At 67.2% G+C, this 21,240-nt stretch carries 23 protein-coding genes; 12 read left to right on the forward strand and 11 right to left on the reverse strand.

From position 1 onward, the window contains the following. Positions 1-206: 206 nt before the first annotated feature. On the forward strand, positions 207-524 hold the full coding sequence (locus tag HWX25_RS01280; RefSeq protein ID WP_107938181.1) for a type II toxin-antitoxin system RelE/ParE family toxin: 318 nt from the start codon (positions 207-209) through the stop codon (positions 522-524). Positions 525-527: 3 nt separating this feature from the next. Beyond that, complete coding sequence (locus HWX25_RS01285; protein WP_006750245.1) at positions 528-827, forward strand: addiction module antidote protein; 300 nt, start codon at positions 528-530, stop codon at positions 825-827. A gap of 48 nt (positions 828-875) precedes the next feature. On the opposite strand, the gene HWX25_RS01290 is transcribed toward HWX25_RS01285, so the two are convergent. The 5 genes from HWX25_RS01290 to andAc all read right to left on the reverse strand — a co-directional run bounded on the left by HWX25_RS01290 (position 876) and on the right by andAc (position 5,658). Next, the gene (locus HWX25_RS01290) at positions 876-2,162 is read right to left on the reverse strand and encodes a DUF445 domain-containing protein (RefSeq protein WP_175906600.1); all 1,287 of its coding nucleotides are present in this window, start codon (positions 2,160-2,162) and stop codon (positions 876-878) included. A 164-nt stretch (positions 2,163-2,326) separates the two neighbouring features. After that, complete coding sequence (andAa, locus tag HWX25_RS01295; RefSeq protein ID WP_175906602.1) at positions 2,327-3,547, reverse strand: anthranilate 1,2-dioxygenase system ferredoxin--NAD(+) reductase; 1,221 nt, start codon at positions 3,545-3,547, stop codon at positions 2,327-2,329. Further along, on the reverse strand, positions 3,537-3,863 hold the full coding sequence (andAb, locus tag HWX25_RS01300) for an anthranilate 1,2-dioxygenase ferredoxin subunit AndAb (RefSeq protein ID WP_039344765.1): 327 nt from the start codon (positions 3,861-3,863) through the stop codon (positions 3,537-3,539). Before andAb ends, andAa begins: the two co-directional genes overlap by 11 nt. Positions 3,864-3,883: 20 nt before the next feature. Next, the gene (gene andAd, locus HWX25_RS01305; RefSeq protein ID WP_059531699.1) at positions 3,884-4,369 is read right to left on the reverse strand and encodes an anthranilate 1,2-dioxygenase small subunit AndAd; all 486 of its coding nucleotides are present in this window, start codon (positions 4,367-4,369) and stop codon (positions 3,884-3,886) included. A 17-nt stretch (positions 4,370-4,386) separates the two neighbouring features. Beyond that, positions 4,387-5,658 carry an anthranilate 1,2-dioxygenase large subunit AndAc gene (gene andAc, locus HWX25_RS01310; RefSeq protein ID WP_059448779.1) on the reverse strand — a complete coding sequence of 424 codons (1,272 nt, stop codon included), beginning with the start codon at positions 5,656-5,658 and terminating at the stop codon, positions 4,387-4,389. A gap of 212 nt (positions 5,659-5,870) precedes the next feature. Between andAc and andR the strand changes: the two genes are divergently transcribed. Then, positions 5,871-6,827: an anthranilate 1,2-dioxygenase regulatory protein AndR gene (gene andR / locus HWX25_RS01315; protein WP_175906604.1), complete on the forward strand. Its 957-nt coding sequence runs from the start codon at positions 5,871-5,873 to the stop codon at positions 6,825-6,827. Positions 6,828-7,002: 175 nt separating this feature from the next. Here the strand turns inward: andR and HWX25_RS01320 are convergent, their stop codons facing one another. Continuing rightward, a complete protein-coding gene (locus HWX25_RS01320; protein ID WP_175906606.1) occupies positions 7,003-7,893 on the reverse strand; it encodes a LysR family transcriptional regulator in 891 nt (296 codons plus the stop codon). A 91-nt stretch (positions 7,894-7,984) separates the two neighbouring features. On the opposite strand from HWX25_RS01320, the gene HWX25_RS01325 reads away from it, so the two are divergent. From HWX25_RS01325 to catC, 3 genes are read left to right on the forward strand one after another with little or no spacing between them, the layout of a single operon-like run. Next, positions 7,985-9,118: a muconate/chloromuconate family cycloisomerase gene (locus HWX25_RS01325; RefSeq protein WP_059699810.1), complete on the forward strand. Its 1,134-nt coding sequence runs from the start codon at positions 7,985-7,987 to the stop codon at positions 9,116-9,118. 36 nt (positions 9,119-9,154) lie between these two features. Continuing rightward, the gene (catA, locus tag HWX25_RS01330; RefSeq protein ID WP_175906608.1) at positions 9,155-10,057 is read left to right on the forward strand and encodes a catechol 1,2-dioxygenase; all 903 of its coding nucleotides are present in this window, start codon (positions 9,155-9,157) and stop codon (positions 10,055-10,057) included. Between the two features lie 40 nt (positions 10,058-10,097). Then, on the forward strand, positions 10,098-10,388 hold the full coding sequence (gene catC, locus HWX25_RS01335; RefSeq protein ID WP_050017398.1) for a muconolactone Delta-isomerase: 291 nt from the start codon (positions 10,098-10,100) through the stop codon (positions 10,386-10,388). 139 nt (positions 10,389-10,527) lie between these two features. On the opposite strand, the gene HWX25_RS01340 is transcribed toward catC, so the two are convergent. After that, on the reverse strand, positions 10,528-11,313 hold the full coding sequence (locus HWX25_RS01340; protein ID WP_175906609.1) for an NAD(P)H-dependent oxidoreductase: 786 nt from the start codon (positions 11,311-11,313) through the stop codon (positions 10,528-10,530). Positions 11,314-11,399: 86 nt separating this feature from the next. Here HWX25_RS01340 and HWX25_RS01345 point away from each other — a divergent pair, with 86 nt between their 5' ends. Next, positions 11,400-12,293 (forward strand): LysR family transcriptional regulator, encoded by an 894-nt coding sequence (locus tag HWX25_RS01345; protein WP_175906611.1) that lies wholly within the window; start codon positions 11,400-11,402, stop codon positions 12,291-12,293. A gap of 186 nt (positions 12,294-12,479) precedes the next feature. Continuing rightward, complete coding sequence (locus tag HWX25_RS01350) at positions 12,480-12,884, forward strand: DUF2471 family protein (RefSeq protein WP_059601528.1); 405 nt, start codon at positions 12,480-12,482, stop codon at positions 12,882-12,884. A gap of 125 nt (positions 12,885-13,009) precedes the next feature. Here HWX25_RS01350 and HWX25_RS01355 read toward each other — a convergent pair whose 3' ends face one another. After that, a complete protein-coding gene (locus HWX25_RS01355; RefSeq protein WP_175906613.1) occupies positions 13,010-15,043 on the reverse strand; it encodes an NADPH-dependent 2,4-dienoyl-CoA reductase in 2,034 nt (677 codons plus the stop codon). A gap of 76 nt (positions 15,044-15,119) precedes the next feature. Here HWX25_RS01355 and HWX25_RS01360 point away from each other — a divergent pair, with 76 nt between their 5' ends. Then, positions 15,120-16,202: an AraC family transcriptional regulator gene (locus HWX25_RS01360; protein WP_175906616.1), complete on the forward strand. Its 1,083-nt coding sequence runs from the start codon at positions 15,120-15,122 to the stop codon at positions 16,200-16,202. Between the two features lie 124 nt (positions 16,203-16,326). On the opposite strand, the gene HWX25_RS01365 is transcribed toward HWX25_RS01360, so the two are convergent. The 3 genes from HWX25_RS01365 to HWX25_RS01375 form a co-directional block, all read right to left on the reverse strand. Beyond that, positions 16,327-16,776: a DUF126 domain-containing protein gene (locus HWX25_RS01365; RefSeq protein WP_175906618.1), complete on the reverse strand. Its 450-nt coding sequence runs from the start codon at positions 16,774-16,776 to the stop codon at positions 16,327-16,329. Next, the gene (locus HWX25_RS01370; protein ID WP_175906620.1) at positions 16,769-18,016 is read right to left on the reverse strand and encodes an aconitase X; all 1,248 of its coding nucleotides are present in this window, start codon (positions 18,014-18,016) and stop codon (positions 16,769-16,771) included. Before HWX25_RS01370 ends, HWX25_RS01365 begins: the two co-directional genes overlap by 8 nt. A 68-nt stretch (positions 18,017-18,084) precedes the next feature. Next, on the reverse strand, positions 18,085-18,513 hold the full coding sequence (locus HWX25_RS01375) for a MarR family winged helix-turn-helix transcriptional regulator (protein WP_175906622.1): 429 nt from the start codon (positions 18,511-18,513) through the stop codon (positions 18,085-18,087). Between the two features lie 110 nt (positions 18,514-18,623). Here HWX25_RS01375 and HWX25_RS01380 point away from each other — a divergent pair, with 110 nt between their 5' ends. The 3 genes from HWX25_RS01380 (at position 18,624) to HWX25_RS01390 (ending at position 21,239) form a co-directional block, all read left to right on the forward strand. Further along, on the forward strand, positions 18,624-19,544 hold the full coding sequence (locus HWX25_RS01380; RefSeq protein WP_175906624.1) for a LysR family transcriptional regulator: 921 nt from the start codon (positions 18,624-18,626) through the stop codon (positions 19,542-19,544). A 107-nt stretch (positions 19,545-19,651) separates the two neighbouring features. Continuing rightward, a complete protein-coding gene (locus HWX25_RS01385; protein ID WP_059531741.1) occupies positions 19,652-20,083 on the forward strand; it encodes a MarR family winged helix-turn-helix transcriptional regulator in 432 nt (143 codons plus the stop codon). A gap of 64 nt (positions 20,084-20,147) precedes the next feature. Further along, a complete protein-coding gene (locus tag HWX25_RS01390; RefSeq protein ID WP_175906625.1) occupies positions 20,148-21,239 on the forward strand; it encodes an HlyD family secretion protein in 1,092 nt (363 codons plus the stop codon). The last annotated feature ends 1 nt before the right edge of the window (position 21,240 follow it).

The following is a 21,240-nucleotide window of genomic DNA, read 5'->3' on the forward strand; positions in this document are numbered from 1 at the left end:
CGGCAAGCACGCACGGGCGGCAAGGACGTTTTTGATTGTAGACGGATTCGCGGAATTCCGACTTCGGCCGAATGGCCAGGTCCGGCCGCGCGAAAGGATCGGCCTGACGGCCAATTCGACCTCAAACGGCACGCGCGGCCCTATTGTTGGACGCACCCCGATTCCATTCACCAAACATGTGAACCATGGTTGACATAGCGCGATCCATGTCCTACAGTGCGCCTACATTCAGTATCCGGACTACCGACGTCTTCGACGCGTGGTTTGCCCGCCTGCAGGATCGCGTCGCCCGGCGGCGCATCCAGGCGCGCATCGACCGTCTGTCGATGGGCAACCCGGGCGACTGGAAATCCGCCGGCTCACCCGTCGTCGAAATGCGTGTCGACCACGGCCCCGGCTATCGCGTCTATTACGTCAGACGCGGAACGATATGGGTGATCCTGCTCTGCGGCGGCGACAAGTCGACGCAACAGGCGGACATCCGCGCCGCGCACGCGATGCTCGAGCGGCTCGACCTGGAGTGATCGATGGACAAGATCAAGACCCGGCCGTGGGATTCGGCCGAACACCTGAAAACCGACGACGACATGGCCGACTACTTCGAGGCCTGTCTGCAGGAAGCCGGCGACGACCCGGCCTTCATCGCGCATGCGCTCGGCGTGATCGCCCGCGCGCGCGGCATGTCGCAGGTCGCGCGCGATGCGGGCCTGTCGCGCGAAGGTCTGTACAAGGCGCTGTCGCACGACGGCAATCCGAGCTTCGGCACGATCCTGAAAGTGATCAAGGCCCTCGGCCTGCAACTGCACGGCGCGAAGGCACACGCTTGATTCAGCGGCGTACGGCGGCGCGCCACGTGCGCGACGGCCGCGCCCGCATCAATGCAACCACTCGGCCGCCCAGCGCGGCACCAGCGAGACCAGATACAGCCCGAGCCCGATCAGCCCGCCGACCAGCGTGCCGTTGATGCGGATGTACTGCAGGTCCTTGCCGATGTTCAACTCGATCTGCCGCGACATCTCGCGTGCATCCCAGTTGCGCACCGTATCGCGGATGTGACGCATCAGGAAATCCGCGAAATCCGGCGCCATCTCGTGCACGGCCTTCTCGATGTGCTCGTTCAGCGACGCGCGCAGCGCCGGGCTCTCCGCGAGCCGCGCGCCGAGCCAGCCGCCGAGCGTCGCGGCCTGCCGGTGCAGCGTCGAATCGGGCCGCGCAAGATCGGCCTTCAGCCATGCGCGCAACTGGTCCCACAGATCGCGTACATAGTCGTTGAACGCGTCGCCGTCGCGGATGTAGCGCTTGATTTCGTCGCCCTTCGCGATGAACACCGGGTCATGCTTCAGCCGCTCGGTGAGCCGCACGACCGTTCGGTCGAAGCGCTGTCGCAATTCGTGCTCCGGATCGGCCGCCACGCCCTCGAGCACGCGGCTCACCGCGCTCGCCAGCATGCGCGCGCCGTTCTCGCCGAACCACTGCGTCGGCATGATCTTCTCGACCTTCGGGTATTGCGTCTTCAGCCATTCGACGATGAAGCCCGCGATCACCTCACGGTTCTCTTCCTTGTCGAGCACGTCGACCACCTGCCCGATCGCGTCGTCGAGCAACGCCTGGTGACGGCCGTCCTTCGTCAGCGTGTCGAGGATCGCGCCCACCGACTGCGACAGGTCGATCCGGTCGATCACCGCGCGGAACGCGTCGTGGACGAACGACTGGATCCGCGCATCGTCGGTCATGTCGAGCGCGAAGCTCATCAGCTTCGTCACGTAGCCGCCGAGCGCGTCGGTGTTCGCGGGCTCGCCGAGCCATGCGCCGAGTTTCCGTGCGGGATCGTGCTGGCGAATCTGCGCGACGAGTGCGTCGGGGCCGAGGAATTTCTCGCGCACGAACACCGCAAGGTTGTCGGCGATCTTGTCCTTGTTCTTCGGGATGATTTCGGTGTGACGCGACACGAACGGGATCGGCACGCGGCGGAACAGCGCGACGACCGCGAACCAGTCGGCGAGCGCGCCGACCATCGCGGCCTCGGCCACCGCCTTGAAACCGTCGACCCACGGGCCGCGCGGCAGCAGGATCGTCGTGACGAATACCGCGACCGCGGCCAGCAGCAGCCATAGCGCGCGGCGCTTGCTGCGTTTCAGTTCGAGGGCTTTGTCTGGCGTCATGGGCGACCGGTGAAACGGCAATGCCGCTAATATGCACCGATCGCCGGCCCGCGACAAACCCGCGCGCGTGGCGCGAGCCGGAAAGGTTGTCCGGAACAGGTTTCCCTCGACGTTTCAGCGACTCGACGCGAACACGACCAGGCCGGCCGCGTTCGCGCACTGCCTCAGAGAAACGTCTTCAGGTTCACCGCCGGATCGGCGAGCTTCGCCGGATCGGGCACGGCGCCTGCCGCGATCAGGCGCCGCGATGCACCGATGTCGCGCCCCAGATTCGCCGCGGCCACCGCGGCGATCTTCCCGTCGTCGTCCAGCCCGAACACCGTGAACGGCCCGCTCGCGGGATCGCCACGCACGACGGTCGTTCGCTCGTCGCCGAACAGCCCGAGCATCTGCAGGTTGCAATCGTACTGATCGGACCACAGCCACGGCAGCTCGGAATAGATTTCGTCCGCACCCAGCAGGTTCGCGGCCGCGACCGCCGGCTGATTCTCCGCGACCTGCCACGACTCGATCCGCACGTGACGCCCGAGCAGCGGATTGAAGTGCATCGTCACCTCGCCCGCCGCGAAGATCGCGCGATCGGCCGTCCGGCATCCCGCATCGACACGGATGCCGTTGTCGACCGCGAGGCCTGCCGCCTGCGCGAGTTCGACGTTGGGCACGACGCCGATGCCGATCACGACGACATCGGCCGACACGTCGCCGCGATCGGTCTCGACGATCGCGCCGCCGCCCGGTGCGCGGCGAATCGCGCGCGGCAGCGTCGCCATCTGGAAGATCACGCCGCGTGCGTCATGCAGTTGCCGCGCATACGCGCCGACGACTTCCGGCAACGCACGCTGCAGCAAGCGTTGAGCCGGGTCGATCACCGTCACGTCGCAACCGAGCTGGCGTGCTGCGGCCGCCACTTCGAGGCCGATGAAGCCGCCGCCGAGCACCGCCACGCGACGCCCCGGCGCGAGCTGCGCGCGCAACGCACGCGCGTCGGCAACGGTGCGCACGTAATGCGGGACGACGCCTTCGTCGACCGGTCCACCGAACGCACGCACGCGCGAACCCGTCGCGAGCACGAGCCGGGCGTACGGCAACGTCGCGCCGTCGTCGAGCCGCACGCGCTGCGCATCGCGCTCGATCGCGTCGACGCGCGTGCCGAGCCGCAGCTCGATGCGCTGCGCGTCATACCAGGCCGCATCGCGGATGAACGCACGCTGCTCGCCGCCGTCGCTCAGCAGCGCGTCCTTCGACAGCGCGGGCCGATCGTACGGCAGCTCGCGCTCCGCGCCGATCATCACGATGCGCGCGTCGGCGTCGCGCGCGCGCAGCGCCTCGGCCGTGCGCCGCGCCGCGTGGCCGGCGCCGACGATCACGAACGGGTCAGCCGACATTGACTTCCACCTGACCGTCGACGATCCGGATCGGATACGTCCGTACCGGCTCGGTGATCGGCGCGCATTTCGGCGCACCGGTGCGAATGTCGATCAGCCCCTGGTGCAGCGGGCATTCGACGCAGCCGTCTTCCACATAGCCTTCGGACAGCCGCGCGTGACCATGCGAACAGAGATCGTGCATCGCGAACAGTTCGTCGCCGATCCGGAACACCGCGATCGGCTTCTGGCCGGCGACGCGCGCCGCCGGTTCGTCTTCGGAGAATTCGTCGAATGCGCCCAGCGGATGCCATTCGGCGAGCGTTGCTTCGGTCATGACTTTTCCTTGCGTCCGTATCAGATCGGGGTGGCGAGCAGCGTTTGCACGCGCGACGTGTCGTAGATCACGCGCTTGGTCTTGTAGCGCAGCCCGTCGGGCGTGCGCACGACCGTGTCGTAGTACTTGCCGGCCTGGTACACGTTCGATTCGCCGTTGCTGCGCGTCTGCACGACCACGTAGTTGCTCTCGGTGTCGATCTCGCCGTCGCGCTCCGCGACGATCGTGAGGCCCGACGTCATGTGCCGGTACGTGTGCTCTTCGAAGATGTTCGCGTGGCGCAGCGACACCACGCGATCACGCAGCATCCGCTGGTTCGTGCAGTGGACGATCCCGACCGGCAGCCCGAGATCCGCGTTCTCCTTCGGCACGATTTCGTACGTGCAGTCCTCGGTGAACATTTCCGGCCAGTGTTCGAGCCGGTCGTTGTCGAGGTGGCCGATGTAGCGGTTCTGGAGCATGTAAATCTCGAACCACGTCTTCATGTCTTCCGTCAGGTTTTCCATCGTTCCGCGCTCCCGCTTCAATAGCCCATCAGCTTCTGGTACCCGACCCAGAACTTGCGGATCAGGCTTTCGGTGATCACCGTGTCCTGCTGGTCCGGATTGCCGCGCGACATCTCGATCACCGACGTCGCATCCGCATCTCGCACCGTGCCGCGCTGCACCAGTTCGGTCGCCTCGGTGTCTTCCATCGAGATGTAGCCGGCCGGCCCGACCAGGTTCGCCTGCTTGATGCGCAGCGCGCGCAGTTCGGGCGTGTCGTCCGCGTAGCCGAAGAAGTGGAAGATCAGCTCGAAGTTGTCCGGCCCCTTCGGCAGGATCTGGCGCGCGACCAGCGTGTTGTGGATCTGCTGGATCACGAGTTGCGGAAAGATCGGCTGGATATGGTTCGTGCAGTCCTCGTCGTATTCCGACACGAGATCGAGGATCGATTCGTCTTCCAGATGGAAGCCCTCGTCGAACGAGCGGATGTTCTGCTGCTTGTACGCGGCCGACGTGTCGTCGCCCGTCTTCGTCACGGTGATGATGCTGTGCAGCCCGTGGTTCGCATCCGGAATCGAGCGCGCCTTCATCCCGACGCGGAAGATGTTGAAGGTCGTATGGAACAGGTGCAGCATGCTCGCGTGATACGGATCCTTCACGTTCTCCATGTACAGCTTCCAGTTCGACTTCGAATACTGGCGCGTGCAGCCGAGATACTCGATCGGCTTGTGGAAGATGCGGTCGATCCACGGACGCATCTGCTCGCCGAGATAGTCGGGCAGCGGCGCCACGTCATCGCTGAAGGTCGCGAACACGAGCCCGCGATAGCTGTCGACACGCAGCTTGCGCAGCCCGTGCTGCTTCGGGTCGAAGTCGGCCGGCATTCCGGTCATCCCCTTCTGGCCGCGCCGGAACGGCACGCCGAGCAGGTTGCCCTGGTTGTCGAAGCTCCACTGGTGGTACACGCACGTGTGCGAGCTCGCGTTGCCGCGCGACTTTCGGCACACCTGCGCGCCGCGGTGCGCGCAGCGGTTCACCCATGCGGACAGCGTGCCGTCCTCGGTGCGCGTGACGACGACCGGCGTGTCGCCGACGAACGTGCTCTTGAAGTCGCCGGCGTTCGGGATTTCCGCTTCCAGCGCGACGAAGTTCCAGGTCGGGCCGCGGAAGATGCGTTCCTGCTCGCGATCGTAGACCGCGCGCGAGCTGAACACCTTGTACGGCACGCGCGAGCCGTCGTCGTGCGGAAAGCGCACGTCGGACGCGTCGTCGCGCGCGGCGAATACGACGGGCGATTCTGTCTGCTCCATGTCGGACTCCTTCTGGTTCCGTTTCGTTGATTGCATGGAGGCGATTTTTGAAAAGCTAATATTCGGCGTCTATCCGGAAAGTGCGATTGCGGCGGCGCAATATCCACTTTCGGCGGATTTCTGCGCTAGCATGGCGACACACGCGACCCGCGCACGATCGCGACCCATTCGTCGGATCGAAGCGCCCGTCGTTCATACCAAGGCCGATGCCCATGTCCCCAACGTCGTTCGAGCCGCTTGCGCTGCGTGCGCACCGGCTGTTCGAATCCCGCGATCTCGACGAGACGCGCGAGCGGATCTCGCGCGTGATGCAGCCGCATGCGCTGCTGCCGAGCGGCCGCGTGCAAGGCGCGTCGCATATGGATTTCGTGCGGCTCGGCGGGCTCGGGATCGGCACCATCGCGTTCGGCGACGCGATGCGCGTGCAGGTCGACGCCGTCGACGGCTATTACCTGCTGATGTTCTGCCTGTCCGGGCAGGCGGAAGTCCACGCGATGGGGCGCCGGCTCGGCGTCGACGGGCAGACCGGCGTGCTGTGCGCGCCCGGCGAGCGCTTCGACGCGGTGCTGTCCGCCGATTGCGAGCAGTTCGTGCTGCGCATCGATGCCGCGACCGTCGGCTCGCTGACCGGCGACCCGCGCGCGGTGCTCGACCCCGTGCTGCACATCAGCGATGCCGCGCTCACCGCGTGGCGCCAGCAGTTGATGCTCGTCGCCCGCTCGCCGGCGCTGCTCGAACGGGCGAACGCGAACCCGCGCGTCGCGTCGCAGCTCGAGCATCTGCTGATCGATTTGCTGATCGAAGGCCACCCGCCGTCGGCGCCGAGCGCGCGCCAGGATCCCGCGCCGGGCTTCGTGCGGCGCGCGCAGGAGTTCGTGAACGCGCACTACGCGCAACCGCTGCAGCTCGCCGATATCGTCCAGGCCGCCAACGTGCCGGAGCGGACGCTGCGCGACGCCTTCCTGCAGTTCCGCGGGATGAGCCCGATGCAATACCTGCGCGCGACGCGGCTCGAGCATGCGCGGGAGTTGCTGCGCGGGTCGGTGTCCGAGCGACGGATCGCCGATATCGCGCTCGATTGCGGGTTCACGCATCTCGGGCGATTCGCGATCGCGTACCGGGAGAAGTTCGGCGAATCGCCTTCGGAAACGCTCGACGGGAAGCGGTAGGCGGTAGACGGGCGCGGGCTCCCCGCCTTGGCCGATTGCCGGCCGGGGCAGCGTGCCGGCTTGCTGCCCGCCTGCATCAGCGGCATATGACATCTGCATCGCGACGCGCGCTCCGCATTCGACCTGGCCCGCCGAAATTGACCGTTAGTTGCAGTCAATGCGGAAGCGACCGTCGCTACGCCGCCAGCGCGATCATCTCCCGCGCGATCGCGCAGAACGCCGTCGTCGCGGCGCTTTCGTCGTGCAGCCGGCGGCTCATGATGATCGGCGACGTCGCCGTGGGCTCCGGCAGCCGCCGATAGACGACGCCCTTCACGCGCACGCCTTCCACACTTTCCGGCACCAGCGACACGCCCACCTGCGCGGCGACGAGCCCGAGCGCCGTCTGCAGTTCGCGCACCTCGTGCACGGCCGCCGGCACGAGCGCGCCGTCGCGCAGCGCGGACAGTTGCTGGTCCGCGAAGCTCGGCCGCGGCGTGCTCGGATAGACGATCAGCGTCTCGTTCGCGATGTCCGCGAGCGTCAGCGGCCGGTCCGGATCGGCGAGCGGATGCCCGACCGGCAGCGCCGCGATCAGCTTTTCCTCGATCAGGGCCTCGCGCACCAGCTGGTCGTCGTCGAAGCGCAGGCGGCCGAACCCGACGTCGATCCGCCCGCCCTTCAGCGCGCCGAGTTGCTCGAGCGTGAACATTTCGATCAGCGACAGCTCGACGCCCGGATGCGCCTCGCGAAACGCGCGGATCACGTCCGGCAGCGCGCCGTAGAGCGTCGACGGCACGAAGCCGATCACGATCCGCTCCGACAACTGCGCGAGCCGCCGCGTCAGCGGGCCAAGCTCGTCGGCCTGTTCGACGACGCGCGTCGCCTGCGCATAGAACACGCGGCCCGCGTCGGTCAGTTTCAGCGGCCGCGCGCCGCGCTCGAACAGCGGCAGCCCGACCTCGTCCTCGATCGCCTGGAGCTGGCGGCTCAGCGGCGGCTGCGTCATGTGCAGCCGCTCCGCGGCCCGCGTGATGTTCATTTCCTCCGCGACGGCGATGAAGTACCGAAGCTGGCGCAATTCCATTTCATGCCTCGAAGGTATGGAAGTAGTCGGAAAGAGTGTTGGACGCCGCCGGGCGGGAATTCCTACCATGTGCACCAACAGGAGGAATCGCATGATAGCAACTACCGCCACCATCGAACGCATCGAGACGCTGCTCGTTGACGTGCCGACGATCAGACCCCACAAGCTGTCGGTCGCCACGATGAATTGCCAGACCCTCGTGCTGGTCCGCGTTCGATGCACGGACGGTATCGAAGGCGTCGGCGAGGCGACCACGATCGGCGGTCTCGCGTATGGCGAGGAAAGCCCCGAGAGCATCAAGGTCAACATCGACACCTACTTCGCGCCGCTCCTGCAAGGCATGGACGCGACGCGCCCGGGCGCCGCGATGGCGCGTGCGCGCAAACTGTTCCAGGGCAACCGGTTCGCGAAGTGCGCGATCGAGACCGCGCTGTTCGACGCGCAGGCGCGCCGCCTCGGCGTGCCGCTGTCCGAGCTGTTCGGCGGCCGCACCACCGATGCGGTCGATGTCGCGTGGACGCTCGCGAGCGGCGACACGCAGCGCGACATCGCGGAAGCCGAGGCGATGCTCGACGCGCGCCGCCATCGCGCATTCAAGCTGAAGATCGGATCGAACGCGGTCGACGACGACGTCGCGCACGTGATCGCGATCAAGCGCGCGCTCGGCGATCGCGGCGACGTCCGCGTCGACGTGAACCAGGCATGGACCGAAACCGACGCGATCCGGGCCGGCGCACGACTCGCGGAGGCCGGCGTGAGCCTCGTCGAGCAGCCGATCGCCGCGACCAATCGCGCAGGGCTCAAACGCCTCACGCAGCTCGCGCAGATTCCGATCATGGCCGACGAGGCGCTGCACGGCCCCGTCGATGCGTTCGCACTCGCGCAGGACCGCGCGGCCGACGTGTTCGCGGTGAAGATCGCGCAATCGGGCGGCCTGCTCGGTGCGGCGAGCGTCGCATCGATCGCGTCGGCCGCCGGCATCGACCTGTACGGCGGCACGATGCTCGAAGGCGCGGCCGGCACGATGGCGTCCGCGCAACTGTTCAGCACGTTCGGCTCGCTGAAATGGGGCACCGAGCTGTTCGGCCCGCTGCTGCTCACCGAGGAGATCCTCGTCGAGCCGCTGCGTTACCAGGATTTCAAGCTGCACCTGCCGGCGACGCCCGGCCTCGGCATCACCTTCGACTGGGCCCGCATCGAACGGATGCGACGCAACGCCCGCTGATCCCGCATGACACGACAACCGAAACCGGAGACACAGATGAACAAGCAAGCCATCGACGCCCTGCTGAAAACCTTCGACGACGCCGCGGAAAAGCCCGGCAACCCGCGCGTGCGCGCGATCGTCAACCGGATCGTGAAGGACATCTGCTACACGATCGAGGACTTCGACGTGCAGCCGGGCGAGTTCTGGACCGCGCTCAACTACCTGAACGAAGCCGGCCGTGAATTCGGGCTGATCGCCGCGGGCCTCGGCCTCGAGCGCTTCCTCGACGTGCGGATGGACGAGGCAGAGGAGAAGGCCGGCTTCCACGGCGGCACGCCGCGCACGATCGAAGGGCCGCTGTACGTCGCGGGCGCGCCGGAATCGGTCGGCCATGCGCGTCTCGACGACGGCACCGATCCGGGCCAGACGCTGATCATGCGCGGTCAGGTACTCGGTCAGGACGGCGCGCCGATCGCGAATGCGCTCGTCGAGGTGTGGCACGCGAACCATCTGGGCAACTATTCGTACTTCGACCAGTCGCAGCCGGCGTTCAACCTGCGCCGCTCGATCCGCACCGATGCCGAGGGCCGCTACAGCTTCCGCAGCGTGCTGCCGGTCGGCTACAGCGTGCCGCCGGGCAGCAAGACCGAGCAACTGCTCGACCAGCTCGGCCGTCACGGCCATCGTCCGGCGCACATCCACTTCTTCGTTTCCGCGGACGGATATCGTAAGCTGACGACGCAGATCAACATCGAAGGCGATCCGCACATCTGGGACGACTTCGCATTCGCGACCCGCGAGGGGCTGATCCCGAAGATCAAGCAGGCCGAGGGCGCGGAAGGCAAGCCGTATGGCGTCGACGGGCAGTTCGCGCTGATCGACTTCGATTTCTCGCTGCTCAAGGACAAGCAGGACGTGCCGGCGAGCGAAGTCGAGCGGGCGCGTGCACAGGCCTGAGCGGTCCCGTTCGACGAATCGACAACGCAAGGAGCGCAGGATGCTGTTTCATGTGGAAATGACCGTCCGTCTGCCGGCGGACATGGATCCGGTCAAGGCGGCCACGCTGAAGGCCGAAGAGAAGGCGATGTGCCAGCGGCTGATGAACGAAGGGACCTGGCGGCATCTGTGGCGGATCGCGGGGCAGTATGCGAACGTCAGTATTTTCGACGTCGAAAGCGTGCAGCAACTGCATGACGTGTTGAGTCAGCTGCCGTTGTTTCCGTATATGGAGATGGAAGTGCGGGCGCTGTGCCGGCATCCGTCTTCGGTGCGGGAGGATGATCGGTAAGCGAACGCGACGCGCGGCGTGACTGAACGGCCGCGAAGAGTACGACACGGGCGGCCGGCGATTTTCTCGCCGGTCGCCCGTGTCGTTTTGCAGCCGTCCCGTCCAGGTATCGACCCGCATCACGACGATGCGGCGACGATCATCGCTCCTGCGCCAGATGCGCCGCGAACCCCACCGTCCCCGGCGCGATCTCCGCCTTCAGCGTCAGCGCCGGAATATCGTAATCTCCCGCGTTCTGCCGCCGGAACGGAATCGGCTGCGCGGTCCACAGTTCGTCGAGACGCTTGCCGAGCGCAGCACGCGTTTCATCGAAGCGCGCATCGTCCATCCGGTGCGTCTGGTAGATCACGAACGGCGGCAGCACGTCGAAGCCGGGGTAATAGAGAATCCCGTGCTGGATCGGAAACAGCACGTCGTCGATCGGCCCGTTGATGCCGCGTGCGCTGTAATGCGACTCCCAGCCGCCCGTCGTGACGACGATCATCGCGCGCTTGCCCGCAAGCGACCCTTCGCCGTAACGGTCGCCCCAGTGCAGGTCGGAATGTTCGCCGACGCCGTATGCAAAACCATACGCATACACGCGCTCGACCCAGCCCTTCATGATCGCCGGCATCGAAAACCACCACAGCGGAAACTGCAGGATCACCGCGTCGGCCCACTTCAATTTTTCCTGTTCGCGCGCGATGTCTTCGCTTTGCGTGCCCGTCGCGAACGCGTGCTTCGAGTCGAGCGACGGATTGAAACGCGCGTCGGGCGTGCGATCCGTCACGTCGTTCGCGTCGAACGCGGCCTTCCAGTTCATCGCATACAGGTCCGTCACCTGCACGCTATGCCCCGCCGCTTCGAGCCGCTCGACGGCAAAGTCGCGCAGCGCGCCGTTCAGCGAACGCGGTTCCGGATGGGCATAAACGATCAGCACATTCATGTTCGTCACTCCGTTGATTGAATGACTGCAGGATGCCGTCGCCAAAGGTATATTTGAAATGAATTCCTGATATTCCAGGTATAGCCATGAACAATCTCAGACGACTGGATCTGAACCTGCTGGTCACGCTCGACGTGCTGCTCGCCGAGCACAACGTCACGCGTGCAGCCGAAAAACTGAACATGTCGCAGCCGTCGGTCAGCGTGCAGTTGCAGAAACTGCGCGATTTCTTTGGCGATCCGCTGTTGCTGCCCGGACCGCGCGGCATGCGGCCGACCGCGCGGGCGGAAACGTTGCGCGAGGCGCTGCGTGACGCGCTCGACGCGGTCGAACGCGCGGTGCTGACGGCCACGCCGTTCGATCCGGCAACCGCGACGAACACGTGGCGCGTGGCCGCGACCGACTACGGCGAATCGACGATCGTCCTGCCCGCGCTGAACATGCTGCGGTCGGCCGCCCCCGCGACGCGCCTCGCCGTCGTCGAGCTCGTGCCGCCGCGCATCGAGCAGGACGCGGAGCGAAACGGCATCGACCTGGCCTTCCACACGACGGAAGGTTCACCGGAAGGGATGCGGCGCCTGCCGCTATTCGTCGAGCGCTACGTGCTCGTCGGCCGCGTCGGTCATCCGAAGCTGAAGCGGCGCCCGACGCTCGCGCAGTTCGGCGCGCTGGAACACGTGATCGTATCGCCCGACGGCGGCGGCTTCTTCGGCGTGACCGATGAAACCCTCGCGAAAGCGGGCGCCGCGCGGCGTGTCGTGCTGTCCGTTCCGCATTTCCTGTTCGTGATGTCGGCCGTCGCCAGCACGGATCTCGTCGCGATGCTGCCCGAGCGTCTGGTGCGCGACGTGCCCGCGCTGCGCGTGGTGGAAGCGCCCGTTCACGTTCCCGGCTATGAAATGTCGATGTTGTGGCACGAGCGCGTGCACCGCGATCCCGCGCATCGATGGTTGCGCGAGACGATCGCGGCGTCGGTGTAAGTCGTTCGCGAAGGCCGCTCGGTGCGCGCGTCGGCCACCGTCGCCGCCGCGCTCGCCCCGGTGCCGGCAAACAGACATGCATTCAGGACTTGAAACTGCCTCGGACACTGTATATATTTACAGTGCTTTTGCACCATTTGACCCGAATTCCGTCACCCATGACGGACGGACTTTTGTGAGGCGACCATGTTCCAGTCATCCGCATTCGATCCCGAGCAACCCGGCTTCAACCCCGCCCACTTCGAACGCGCCGCGCAGCGGGCGGTCGTCGACCTGCAGCGTGTCGTCGGCGGCCCCGCCCAACGCGCGCTCGGCCTGCGGCGCCGCACCCATCCGGCCGCCGTCCGCACGATGAGCTGGCAGGCGCTGCTGAACGTCGAGGAACTCGCATTCTCGAATACCGGTTTCCTGAGCCGCAACGACCCGACGGTCGTCGACGCGTTCATCCGCCTGCGCGACAGCCGGCTGGTCGCGGCCGATGTCGAGGAACCGGTCGACTGGCGTCGCGACGACGACGACCTGCCGGCCGTCTACCTGATCGTCAAGGCGATGCTGGAAGCGGAAGAGGAAGAGCGCGCCGAAGCGGCCTGACGCACGCCGGCCGGTCGCGAATGGCGTTCTGACGGAATCGCGTCGCCACGTTGCAGGGCGACGCGGGAAGTCGCCAGCGCATCGCGCGACGCACGCCGCCGTTTCGCAACCCGGAACGACGCCCGTTACAGCCGCGCCGCGAGTCGCGATCCCTGATCGATCGCACGCTTCGCATCGAGCTCGGCCGCCAGTTCCGCGCCGCCGATCAGATGCACCGAGCGTCCGGCCGCCTGCAACGGCGCGAGCAGCGCGCGCTGCGGCTCCTGCCCCGTGCACAGCACGATCGTGTCGGCTTCGATCAGTTCATGATCGGTCCGCTGCTCGCCGTACGACACGTGCAGCCCGCGCGCATCGATCCGTTCGTAGTTCACGCCGCCGATCATCTTCACCTGCTTCATCTTCAGCGTCGCGCGGTGAATCCAGCCGGTCGTCTTGCCGAGCCCCTTGCCGAGCGGCGCGGCCTTGCGCTGCAGCAGCGTCACTTCGCGAGCCGGCGCCGCGACCTGCGCGCGCGTCACGCCGCCGCGCGTCGCGGCCGGATCGGTCACGCCCCACTCCGCTTTCCACTCTTCCAGATCGAGCGTCGGCGACTCGCCGCCCTGCACCAGATATTCGGCGACGTCGAAGCCGATGCCGCCGGCGCCGACCACCGCGACACGCCGGCCGACCGGCTGCCCGCCGGCCAGCACGTCGATGTAGCTGAGCACGTTCGGCCCGTCCTGGCCGGGAATCTTCGGGTCGCGCGGCGCCACGCCGGTCGCGAGCACGATTTCGTCGTAGCCGCCCGCGATCAGGTCGCTCGCATCGACGCGGCGGTTCAGGTGCAGGTTCACGCCGGTCAGCTCGACCTGACGGCCGAAATAACGCAGCGCTTCGTCGAACTCCTCCTTGCCCGGAATCCGCTTCGCCATGTTGAACTGGCCGCCGATCTCCGGCGCCGCGTCGAACAGATCGACGTGGTGGCCGCGCTGCGCGAGCACGGTCGAGCACGCGAGCCCGGCCGGCCCCGCGCCGACCACCGCGATGCGCTTCGGCTGCTGCACGCGCGTATAAATCAGCTCGGTCTCGTGGCATGCGCGCGGATTCAGCAGGCATGACGCGATCTGGTTCTTGAACGCGTGGTCGAGACACGCCTGGTTGCAACCGATGCAGGTGTTGATCTCGTCTGCCCGGCCCTGCGCGGCCTTGACGACGAACTCGGCATCCGCGAGCAGCGGGCGCGCCATCGACACCATGTCCGCGCAGCCGTCCGCGAGAATCTGCTCGGCCACCTCGGGCCGGTTGATCCGGTTGGTCGTCACGAGCGGGATGCCGACCTCGCCCTTCATCTTCTTCGTCACCCACGCGAACGCGCCGCGCGGCACCGACGTCGCGATCGTCGGCACGCGCGCCTCGTGCCAGCCGATCCCCGTATTGATGATGGTCGCGCCCGCGCGCTCGACGGCCTTCGCGAGCTGCACGGTTTCGCTCCAGTCGCTGCCGTCCGGGATCAGGTCGAGCATCGACAGTCGGTAGATCAGGATGAAGTCGCGCCCGACCGCCTCGCGCGTGCGCGCGACGATCTCGATCGGCAGGCGGATCCGGTTCTCGTACGAACCGCCCCATTGGTCGCCACGCTTGTTCGTATGCATCGAGATGAACTGGTTGATCAGGTAGCCCTCGGAGCCCATGATCTCGACGCCGTCGTAGCCGCCCTCGCGCGCAAGCTGCGCGCAGCGGACGAACGCGCGGATCTGCCGCTCGACGCCGCGCGCGCTGAGTTCGTGCGGCGCGAACGGCGAGATCGGCGACTTGATCTTCGACGGCGCGACCGCGAACGGGTGGTAGCCGTAGCGGCCGGTATGCAGGATCTGCAGCGCGATCTTGCCGTCGTCCGCATGCACGGCGTCGGTGATCACGCGATGGCGCCGCGCGCCGGCCGACGTCATCAGCGTGCCGCCGAACGGCTTGGTCCAGCCGGCCACGTTCGGCGCGAAGCCGCCGGTCACGATCAGGCCGACGCCGCCGCGCGCACGTTCGGCGAAATAGTCGGCGAGCCGCGGCAGCGTCTTGCGGCTGTCCTCGAGGCCCGTGTGCATCGAACCCATCAGCACGCGATTCTTCAGCGTGGTGAAGCCGAGGTCGAGCGGCGCGAGCAGGTGGGGAAAGGAAGTCGTCATGGTGAGTCTGCCGATAAGCGATACGTGCCATCGTAGGCTGCGCGCCGCCTTGAACGTGAGGGGGCAAACAGCCATAATGCTTGTCATTTCCGGCCAAATCGACATGACCTCCCCGTCACGCAAGGACCACCTCGGGCTACGCCGGCCGACGATTCCGGTCGCCTACACGCGCCTGCTGCTGCAGGCGCTGGCCGCGCGCGGCGTCGATCCGGCCGCCGTGCGCACGGGCACCGGGCTGCGCGATGCCGTATTGGCCGAACCGGACGCGCGCGTCGCGCCGTCGCAATGGGGCCGGCTCGTGCTCAACGCGATCGAGATCGGCGGCGATCCGGGCATCGGGCTCGCGTTCGGGCTGCTGTTGAAGCCAACCGTGCACGGCTTCCTCGGTTATGCGACCCTGACCGCGCGGGACATCCGCGAAGCACTGGTCGTCACGCAGCGCTACTTCCGGATGCGCAACCGCCAGTATCGGCTGACCTATGCGGAGGACGACGACGGCGCGACGCTCGAACTGCACGGCGTGCAGGCGAGCCCGGTGCTGCAGCATCACGTGATGTTCGAGTTCGTGCTGACGGGGCTCGCGCAGAACATCTCGCAGTGGTCCGGGCGCGCGTCGCCGCCGATCGCGCTGCGCTTCGCATGGCCGGAGCCCGATTACTTCGCACGCTATCGCGACCAGTTGCCACCGGTCGAATTCGGCTGCGCGGCGAACGCGCTGTGGATCGCGCACGACGTGCTGGACTGGCCGCTGCCGCTCGCCGACGAAGTCGCGCACCGGCAAGCGCTCGTGCAGGTCGAGCGCGAGTATGCGCAGGTGCGTCAGGAGGAAGGCGATCTGGTCGAGCGCGTGCGCGCGGAACTGGCGCGAACCGCCGGCAACTATTCAAGTCCGGAGGCGCTCGCCGACGCGCTGCTCGTGTCGACGCGCACATTGCGGCGCCGGCTCGAGGAAGCGGGGTCGAGCTATCGGCAACTGCTCGACGAAGCGCGGTTTCGCGATGCGAAGCTATTGCTGTCGGCGTCGGATCTCGACCTGAAGACGATCGCCGAGCGGCTGCAGTTCACCGACCCGGCGAATTTCACGCGCGCATTCCGGCGCTGGGCCGGGCAGACGCCGAGCGCCTATCGGGAAGCGGCCGCCGGAGCCACGCACGAATGACCGGAGAACGCGGGCGGCGCCACGCGCCCCGTTGATATTTCATCGTTCGGTCGAACGACGATCGGCCTCTTCGTGCAAGTACGCCGCACACCCGCTTCCTCCGAGCCGGCGAGCGCGTGACGCGTCAGCCGCCGACGTCGATCCGCGCGCCGCCGTCGCCCTCGCCTGCGTCGATTCGCACGTCGCCCGTCGCGGCGACGATCGCGTCGTACACCGCATCGGTCACGCACACCACCGGCACCGCGATCGCATACAGCTCGGCAGCAACGATCGCGCCGATCGAGATGATCAGGTCGCGCTCCTTCAGCACGATCCCGACCGGCCCCGTGCCGTTGCGCACCGCTTCCGCGAGCACGCTGCTGCTCGAACTCGAGCCCTTCGCATGCGGCATCACCATGATCCGGCCGGCCAGGCTCGCGCCCGCCTGCGGATGCCCGCGATCGACGATCCGCCCCGCGCCCGAGTCGTAGCCGCCCCAGAAGCTGAGCGGCTTGTCGAGCACGATCGTCGGCGCGCATGCGCTGCCCGACACGAGCGTATCGCCCGTCAGTTTCCGAACGCTTGCTTCAGTCATCGAATCGCACCTTTCCTTCGAACGCGGAACGCACGCACTCGCGCATGCTGCCGTACGCGACCGTGACGCCGATGTTCGCGGGCGCATACGACGCCCATTTCCCCGAGTTCGTCATCACCAGGCCCGACAGCTGTTTCATCACCGGCGTGATGTACGTGCAGGTGTCGACGACGATCTGGATGCCGCGCGCGTCGAACTTGTCGGCAAGCCCGAGTTCGCCCAGTTCCCACAAGATGAAGCGGCTCGTGTTCACGTAGAAATCGCACTTCGGCTTGCCGTCGAACTGGTCGAGCAGCGCGTCGAGCGTGCGGAATTCGGCCAGCGAGAAGTGCGGCGTGCCGAGCGCGACCGCGACGAGCGCATCGCCGGCCGCGCCGTGATTCAGCGTGCGGCGGATCTCGTCGAGATCGGCCATTGCGACATCGACCGTTCGCTGCGCCACCTGCCCGTGCAGCGCGGCGTCGAGCGTCGGCGCCTCGGGCGTGACGCCCACCGCATGGAACAGCGCGACCGCGCCGCTCGATGCGGCGGCCGCGCCGAGCGCCTTGAGTTCGTCCTCGGTGGTGTCCGCCGGCAGCCCGACGATCGCCGGCACGGTCGCGCCGGCAATCCGGCCGATCAGCAATCCGAGCGCGGCGAAATAGATGTCGCGCGACGGCCGGTGGCCGAAGTCCGGCGCGTTGAACACGATCCGCGCCGCGCGATTCGATTCGACGTGCAGCCCCGCATACGGCGCGCGCCCGGTGATCGCGGCGGCCAGATCGAGAAAGTCGCCGTAGCGGCTGGTGCGCGCGCCGAGCACCGAGTTGGCGAACACGATCGCATTGGATTCGGCCCACGCGATCTGCTCGCCCAGGCGCGGACGATTCTTCAGCTGATACGGCGCGCACGTGAAGCTCGACTCGCAGCCGAGCTGGAGATGCGCATGCATCAGGCGTTGCGCGTCGCGCTGGATCGTGCGGTCGCCGTGATACAGCTCGGGATGGATCAGGTCGAGCGACCCGACGTTCAGCGTGGTCGGCACCGCGACCTGCGCGCCGGTGTCGACGAAATACTCGACGAAGTCGAGACTGGTCTGGCCGTGGTAAAGACAGCCGTCGATATGCGCGGACGTGATGTCGATCAGGCGCGGCGCCGACATGACCTCGGCCGTGCGCGAGACGATCCGCATCGCGCGCGCGACGCCGTCGCCGAATGCGCCGCGCAACATCGCGTCGTCGCGCTCGCTCAACTGCAGCATGGGGGTGCTCCTCGTGTCTCGTCCGGTGGATCCGGATCGCTTTTGTAATACTACCGCGCGCGTCGCGCCTATCGCTGCGCCGTCAGGCTGAACAGCTCGTCGCGCAGCGCCTTGGCGCGGCCGCGGCCGAACTGCGTCTCGAACTCGTCCTGCGCGGCCTGCCACGCGACTTTCGCCTGCGCGTAGGTGCGCTCGCCGAGCTTCGTCAGGCTGAGCGCATGCGCGCGCGCGTCATGCTCGGACGCGGCCGCGGCGACGAAGCCGTCGCGCTGCAGCGGCTTCAGCGCGCGCAACAGCGTCGTGCGATCCATCACCAGCGCATCGGCGAGTTCGCTCATCACCAGGCCGGGCCGGTGCGACAGGTTCGCCATGATCGAGAACTGCGCGGGCGTGACCCCGACCGGGGCCAGATGCCGCTCGTAAAGCTGCGTGACGAAGCGCGCCGCCTGACGCAGCGCGAGGCAATTGCAGGCGTGGGCCATCTGGAGATCGTTCATGACCGGCAATTTATATGTGCATATGCATAAAGTCAATGTACACTCCGCCGTAACATGGCCGGGCCGGCCGCGTGGATCAGGCGCCCCGCCATCGCCTCGAGGAGACGGACATGGACTACATCGACAAGCTGCGGATTTTCCGGTCGGTGGTGGAAATGCGCAGCTTCACGCGCGCCGCCGACATGCACGGCCTCGCGCGGCCGGTCGTGTCGCGGGCGGTCGCGGATCTGGAGGCGCGCTTCGGCAGCCGCCTGCTGCATCGGACCACGCGCCAGGTCTCGCTGACCGAGACCGCCGAGCGCATCTACGAACGCTGCGCGGCCGTGCTCGACGAACTCGACTCGCTGGAAGCGCAGGCGCAGTCGCACACGCGCGAGCCCGAGGGGCTGCTGCGCCTCGTCGCGCACACGACGGCCGCGCTGAACCGGCTCGTGCCGCTGATCGCCGGCTTCAAAGCCGCGCATCCGAAGGTGCGCCTCGACGTCACGCTGACCGAGCGCCCGGTCGACCTCGTCGGCGAAGGCTACGACATCGGCATCGTCGTGCCGTACATGCTGACGAGCGAGACGACCATCGTGCGGCTGGTCGAACGCATTCCGGTGGTGATCGTCGCGACGCCCGCGTATCTGCGCACGCATCCGCGTCCCGAAACGCCGGCCGGCCTCGCCGGTCATGCGTTCGTGCCGCTGTCGCCGTCGCTGCGCCGGCCCGCGCTGTCGTTCCGCGTCGACGGCGACACGCTGACCGTGCCGTTGAGCTTCGACATCTCGTCGAACAGCCCCGTCTTCAACCGCGAAATGGTGATGCACGACTTCGGCATCGGCGTCGTGCCGAAAACGCTCGTCGAAGCCGAGCTCGCGTCGGGCGCGCTCGTGCAGTTGCTCGACGGGGCCGACCTCGTCGACGCGTTCGTCGAAATCAAGCTCGCGTACGCGAATCGCGCGCTGCTGCCGGCGAAGGTCAAGGCGTTCATCGACTACACGGCCGCGTACTGCGACCGCGAAGGCGGGATTGCTCCGGCCGCCGCCTGATCCGGCGCGAAAACGCGCCGTTGCACCGTCGATTGGTACAGCCACGGCACCAATCTGATCCTGCCTCGCCGCTCGCTTCAGGCTGCGCTGCCACCTAACATGTGCACATGCACAAGTCCACGCTTACCGATGACGATTGCTTCGCGGTCCGGCAAGCCGCCCGGCGGATCTCGCAGTTCTACGAGCGCTACCTGTCGCAGGCGGGCGTCACGCCGTCGCAGTACAGCATTCTCGCGCTGCTGCGGGAGCGCCCGGGTCTGACGATGGCGACGCTGTCGGCGGTACTGGTGATCGAACGCACGGCGCTGCTGCGCGCGCTCAAGCCGCTGATCGGCGCGACGCTGGTCGCGGGCCGGATCGAGCCGCGCTGCCGCCGCCAGACGTTCGCGCTGACCGCGCACGGCGAAACGAAGATCGCCGACGCGCAGGTGCACTGGCTCGCCGCGCAGGAGGCGTTCGAGCAGCGGTTCGGGTCGGCGCAGGCCGCCCGCCTCAGAGACGAATTGTTCCGGATCACACACAACCTCCCGGAACGCTGACCCCTTCCCCGATCGGCGACGCGTCGTCGGTCGTTTCAATTAGTGCATATACATAGGTGAATCGATGGACACGACCCAAGCCGCTGCCTCCCGCGAGGCAGCCACAACCGACCGGCCGGCAAGGCAGCAACGCCGCGTGCCGTGGATGCGGATCGCGGTGGCCGCCGTCGTCGTCGCGATCGCGGCCGCGGCGCTCGACTGGCTGTTCGTGCTGCGCTTCCAGGAAAGCACCGACGATGCGTATGTCGGCGGCGACGTCACGGTGCTCGCGCCGAAGGTGAACGGTTTCGTCGACAAAATACTCGTGACCGACAACCAGCGCGTGAAGGCCGGCGACGTGCTCGTGCGGCTCGATGCGCGCGACTACGATGCGAAGCTCGCACAGGCGACCGCCGAAGTCGACAGCGCGCGCGCCGCGGTGACCGAACTCGAGGCGAAGCAGCAGCTTCAATACGCGGTGATCGGCCAGCATGCGGCGGACAGGAATGCGTCGTCAGCCGAGCTCACGCGTGCGTCGTCCGATCGCGTGCGCTATCGCGAACTGGTGAAATCCGATGCGGTGTCGAACCAGATCGTCGAACGCGCGGACGCCGATTATTCGAAGGCGGATGCGGCCGTCGCGCGCAGCGACGCCGCGCTGCTCGCATCGAAGCGGCAGCTCGACGTGCTCGGCGCGCAGCTCGCCGATGCACGGGCCCGTGTGAACACGGCACTCGCCGCGCAACGCGTCGCAGCGCTCAACGTCGAGTACACGACGATCCGCTCGCCGGTCGACGGTTACGTCGGCAACCGCACGGGCCGCGTCGGGATGCTCGCGAACGTCGGCGTGCCGCTGCTGACGGTCGTGCCCGTGTCCGGGCTGTGGATCGACGCGAACTTCAAGGAAGACCAGCTGCGCAAGATGCGCGCGGGCGATCGCGTCGACGTCGCGCTCGACGCGTCGAGCACGCGCCTGCACGGCCGCGTCGACAGCCTGGCGCCCGCGACCGGTGCGACCTTCAGCGTGCTGCCGCCCGAGAACGCGACCGGCAACTTCACGAAGATCGTCCAGCGCGTGCCGGTGCGCGTGCATCTCGATCCGCAGCCGGGCATCGAGCATGTGCTGCGTCCCGGCCTCTCCGCGGTCGTGACCGTGCACACCGACCACACGAACTGAA

Origin of the sequence: Burkholderia sp. BCC1640, assembly GCF_902833125.1 — a bacterium.
Classification (GTDB): domain Bacteria; phylum Pseudomonadota; class Gammaproteobacteria; order Burkholderiales; family Burkholderiaceae; genus Burkholderia; species Burkholderia diffusa.

What these genes read in the sequence shown, in the direction of transcription:
- HWX25_RS01280 (WP_107938181.1), top strand. Translation starts at nt 207, where the DNA reads ATGTCCTACAGTGCGCCTACATTCAGTATCCGGACTACCGACGTCTTC.
- HWX25_RS01285 (WP_006750245.1), top strand. Translation starts at nt 528, where the DNA reads ATGGACAAGATCAAGACCCGGCCGTGGGATTCGGCCGAACACCTGAAA.
- HWX25_RS01290 (WP_175906600.1), bottom strand. Translation starts at nt 2,162, where the DNA reads ATGACGCCAGACAAAGCCCTCGAACTGAAACGCAGCAAGCGCCGCGCG.
- andAa (WP_175906602.1), bottom strand. Translation starts at nt 3,547, where the DNA reads ATGTCGGCTGACCCGTTCGTGATCGTCGGCGCCGGCCACGCGGCGCGG.
- andAb (WP_039344765.1), bottom strand. Translation starts at nt 3,863, where the DNA reads ATGACCGAAGCAACGCTCGCCGAATGGCATCCGCTGGGCGCATTCGAC.
- andAd (WP_059531699.1), bottom strand. Translation starts at nt 4,369, where the DNA reads ATGGAAAACCTGACGGAAGACATGAAGACGTGGTTCGAGATTTACATG.
- andAc (WP_059448779.1), bottom strand. Translation starts at nt 5,658, where the DNA reads ATGGAGCAGACAGAATCGCCCGTCGTATTCGCCGCGCGCGACGACGCG.
- andR (WP_175906604.1), top strand. Translation starts at nt 5,871, where the DNA reads ATGTCCCCAACGTCGTTCGAGCCGCTTGCGCTGCGTGCGCACCGGCTG.
- HWX25_RS01320 (WP_175906606.1), bottom strand. Translation starts at nt 7,893, where the DNA reads ATGGAATTGCGCCAGCTTCGGTACTTCATCGCCGTCGCGGAGGAAATG.
- HWX25_RS01325 (WP_059699810.1), top strand. Translation starts at nt 7,985, where the DNA reads ATGATAGCAACTACCGCCACCATCGAACGCATCGAGACGCTGCTCGTT.
- catA (WP_175906608.1), top strand. Translation starts at nt 9,155, where the DNA reads ATGAACAAGCAAGCCATCGACGCCCTGCTGAAAACCTTCGACGACGCC.
- catC (WP_050017398.1), top strand. Translation starts at nt 10,098, where the DNA reads ATGCTGTTTCATGTGGAAATGACCGTCCGTCTGCCGGCGGACATGGAT.
- HWX25_RS01340 (WP_175906609.1), bottom strand. Translation starts at nt 11,313, where the DNA reads ATGAATGTGCTGATCGTTTATGCCCATCCGGAACCGCGTTCGCTGAAC.
- HWX25_RS01345 (WP_175906611.1), top strand. Translation starts at nt 11,400, where the DNA reads ATGAACAATCTCAGACGACTGGATCTGAACCTGCTGGTCACGCTCGAC.
- HWX25_RS01350 (WP_059601528.1), top strand. Translation starts at nt 12,480, where the DNA reads ATGTTCCAGTCATCCGCATTCGATCCCGAGCAACCCGGCTTCAACCCC.
- HWX25_RS01355 (WP_175906613.1), bottom strand. Translation starts at nt 15,043, where the DNA reads ATGACGACTTCCTTTCCCCACCTGCTCGCGCCGCTCGACCTCGGCTTC.
- HWX25_RS01360 (WP_175906616.1), top strand. Translation starts at nt 15,120, where the DNA reads ATGCTTGTCATTTCCGGCCAAATCGACATGACCTCCCCGTCACGCAAG.
- HWX25_RS01365 (WP_175906618.1), bottom strand. Translation starts at nt 16,776, where the DNA reads ATGACTGAAGCAAGCGTTCGGAAACTGACGGGCGATACGCTCGTGTCG.
- HWX25_RS01370 (WP_175906620.1), bottom strand. Translation starts at nt 18,016, where the DNA reads ATGCTGCAGTTGAGCGAGCGCGACGACGCGATGTTGCGCGGCGCATTC.
- HWX25_RS01375 (WP_175906622.1), bottom strand. Translation starts at nt 18,513, where the DNA reads ATGAACGATCTCCAGATGGCCCACGCCTGCAATTGCCTCGCGCTGCGT.
- HWX25_RS01380 (WP_175906624.1), top strand. Translation starts at nt 18,624, where the DNA reads ATGGACTACATCGACAAGCTGCGGATTTTCCGGTCGGTGGTGGAAATG.
- HWX25_RS01385 (WP_059531741.1), top strand. Translation starts at nt 19,652, where the DNA reads ATGCACAAGTCCACGCTTACCGATGACGATTGCTTCGCGGTCCGGCAA.
- HWX25_RS01390 (WP_175906625.1), top strand. Translation starts at nt 20,148, where the DNA reads ATGGACACGACCCAAGCCGCTGCCTCCCGCGAGGCAGCCACAACCGAC.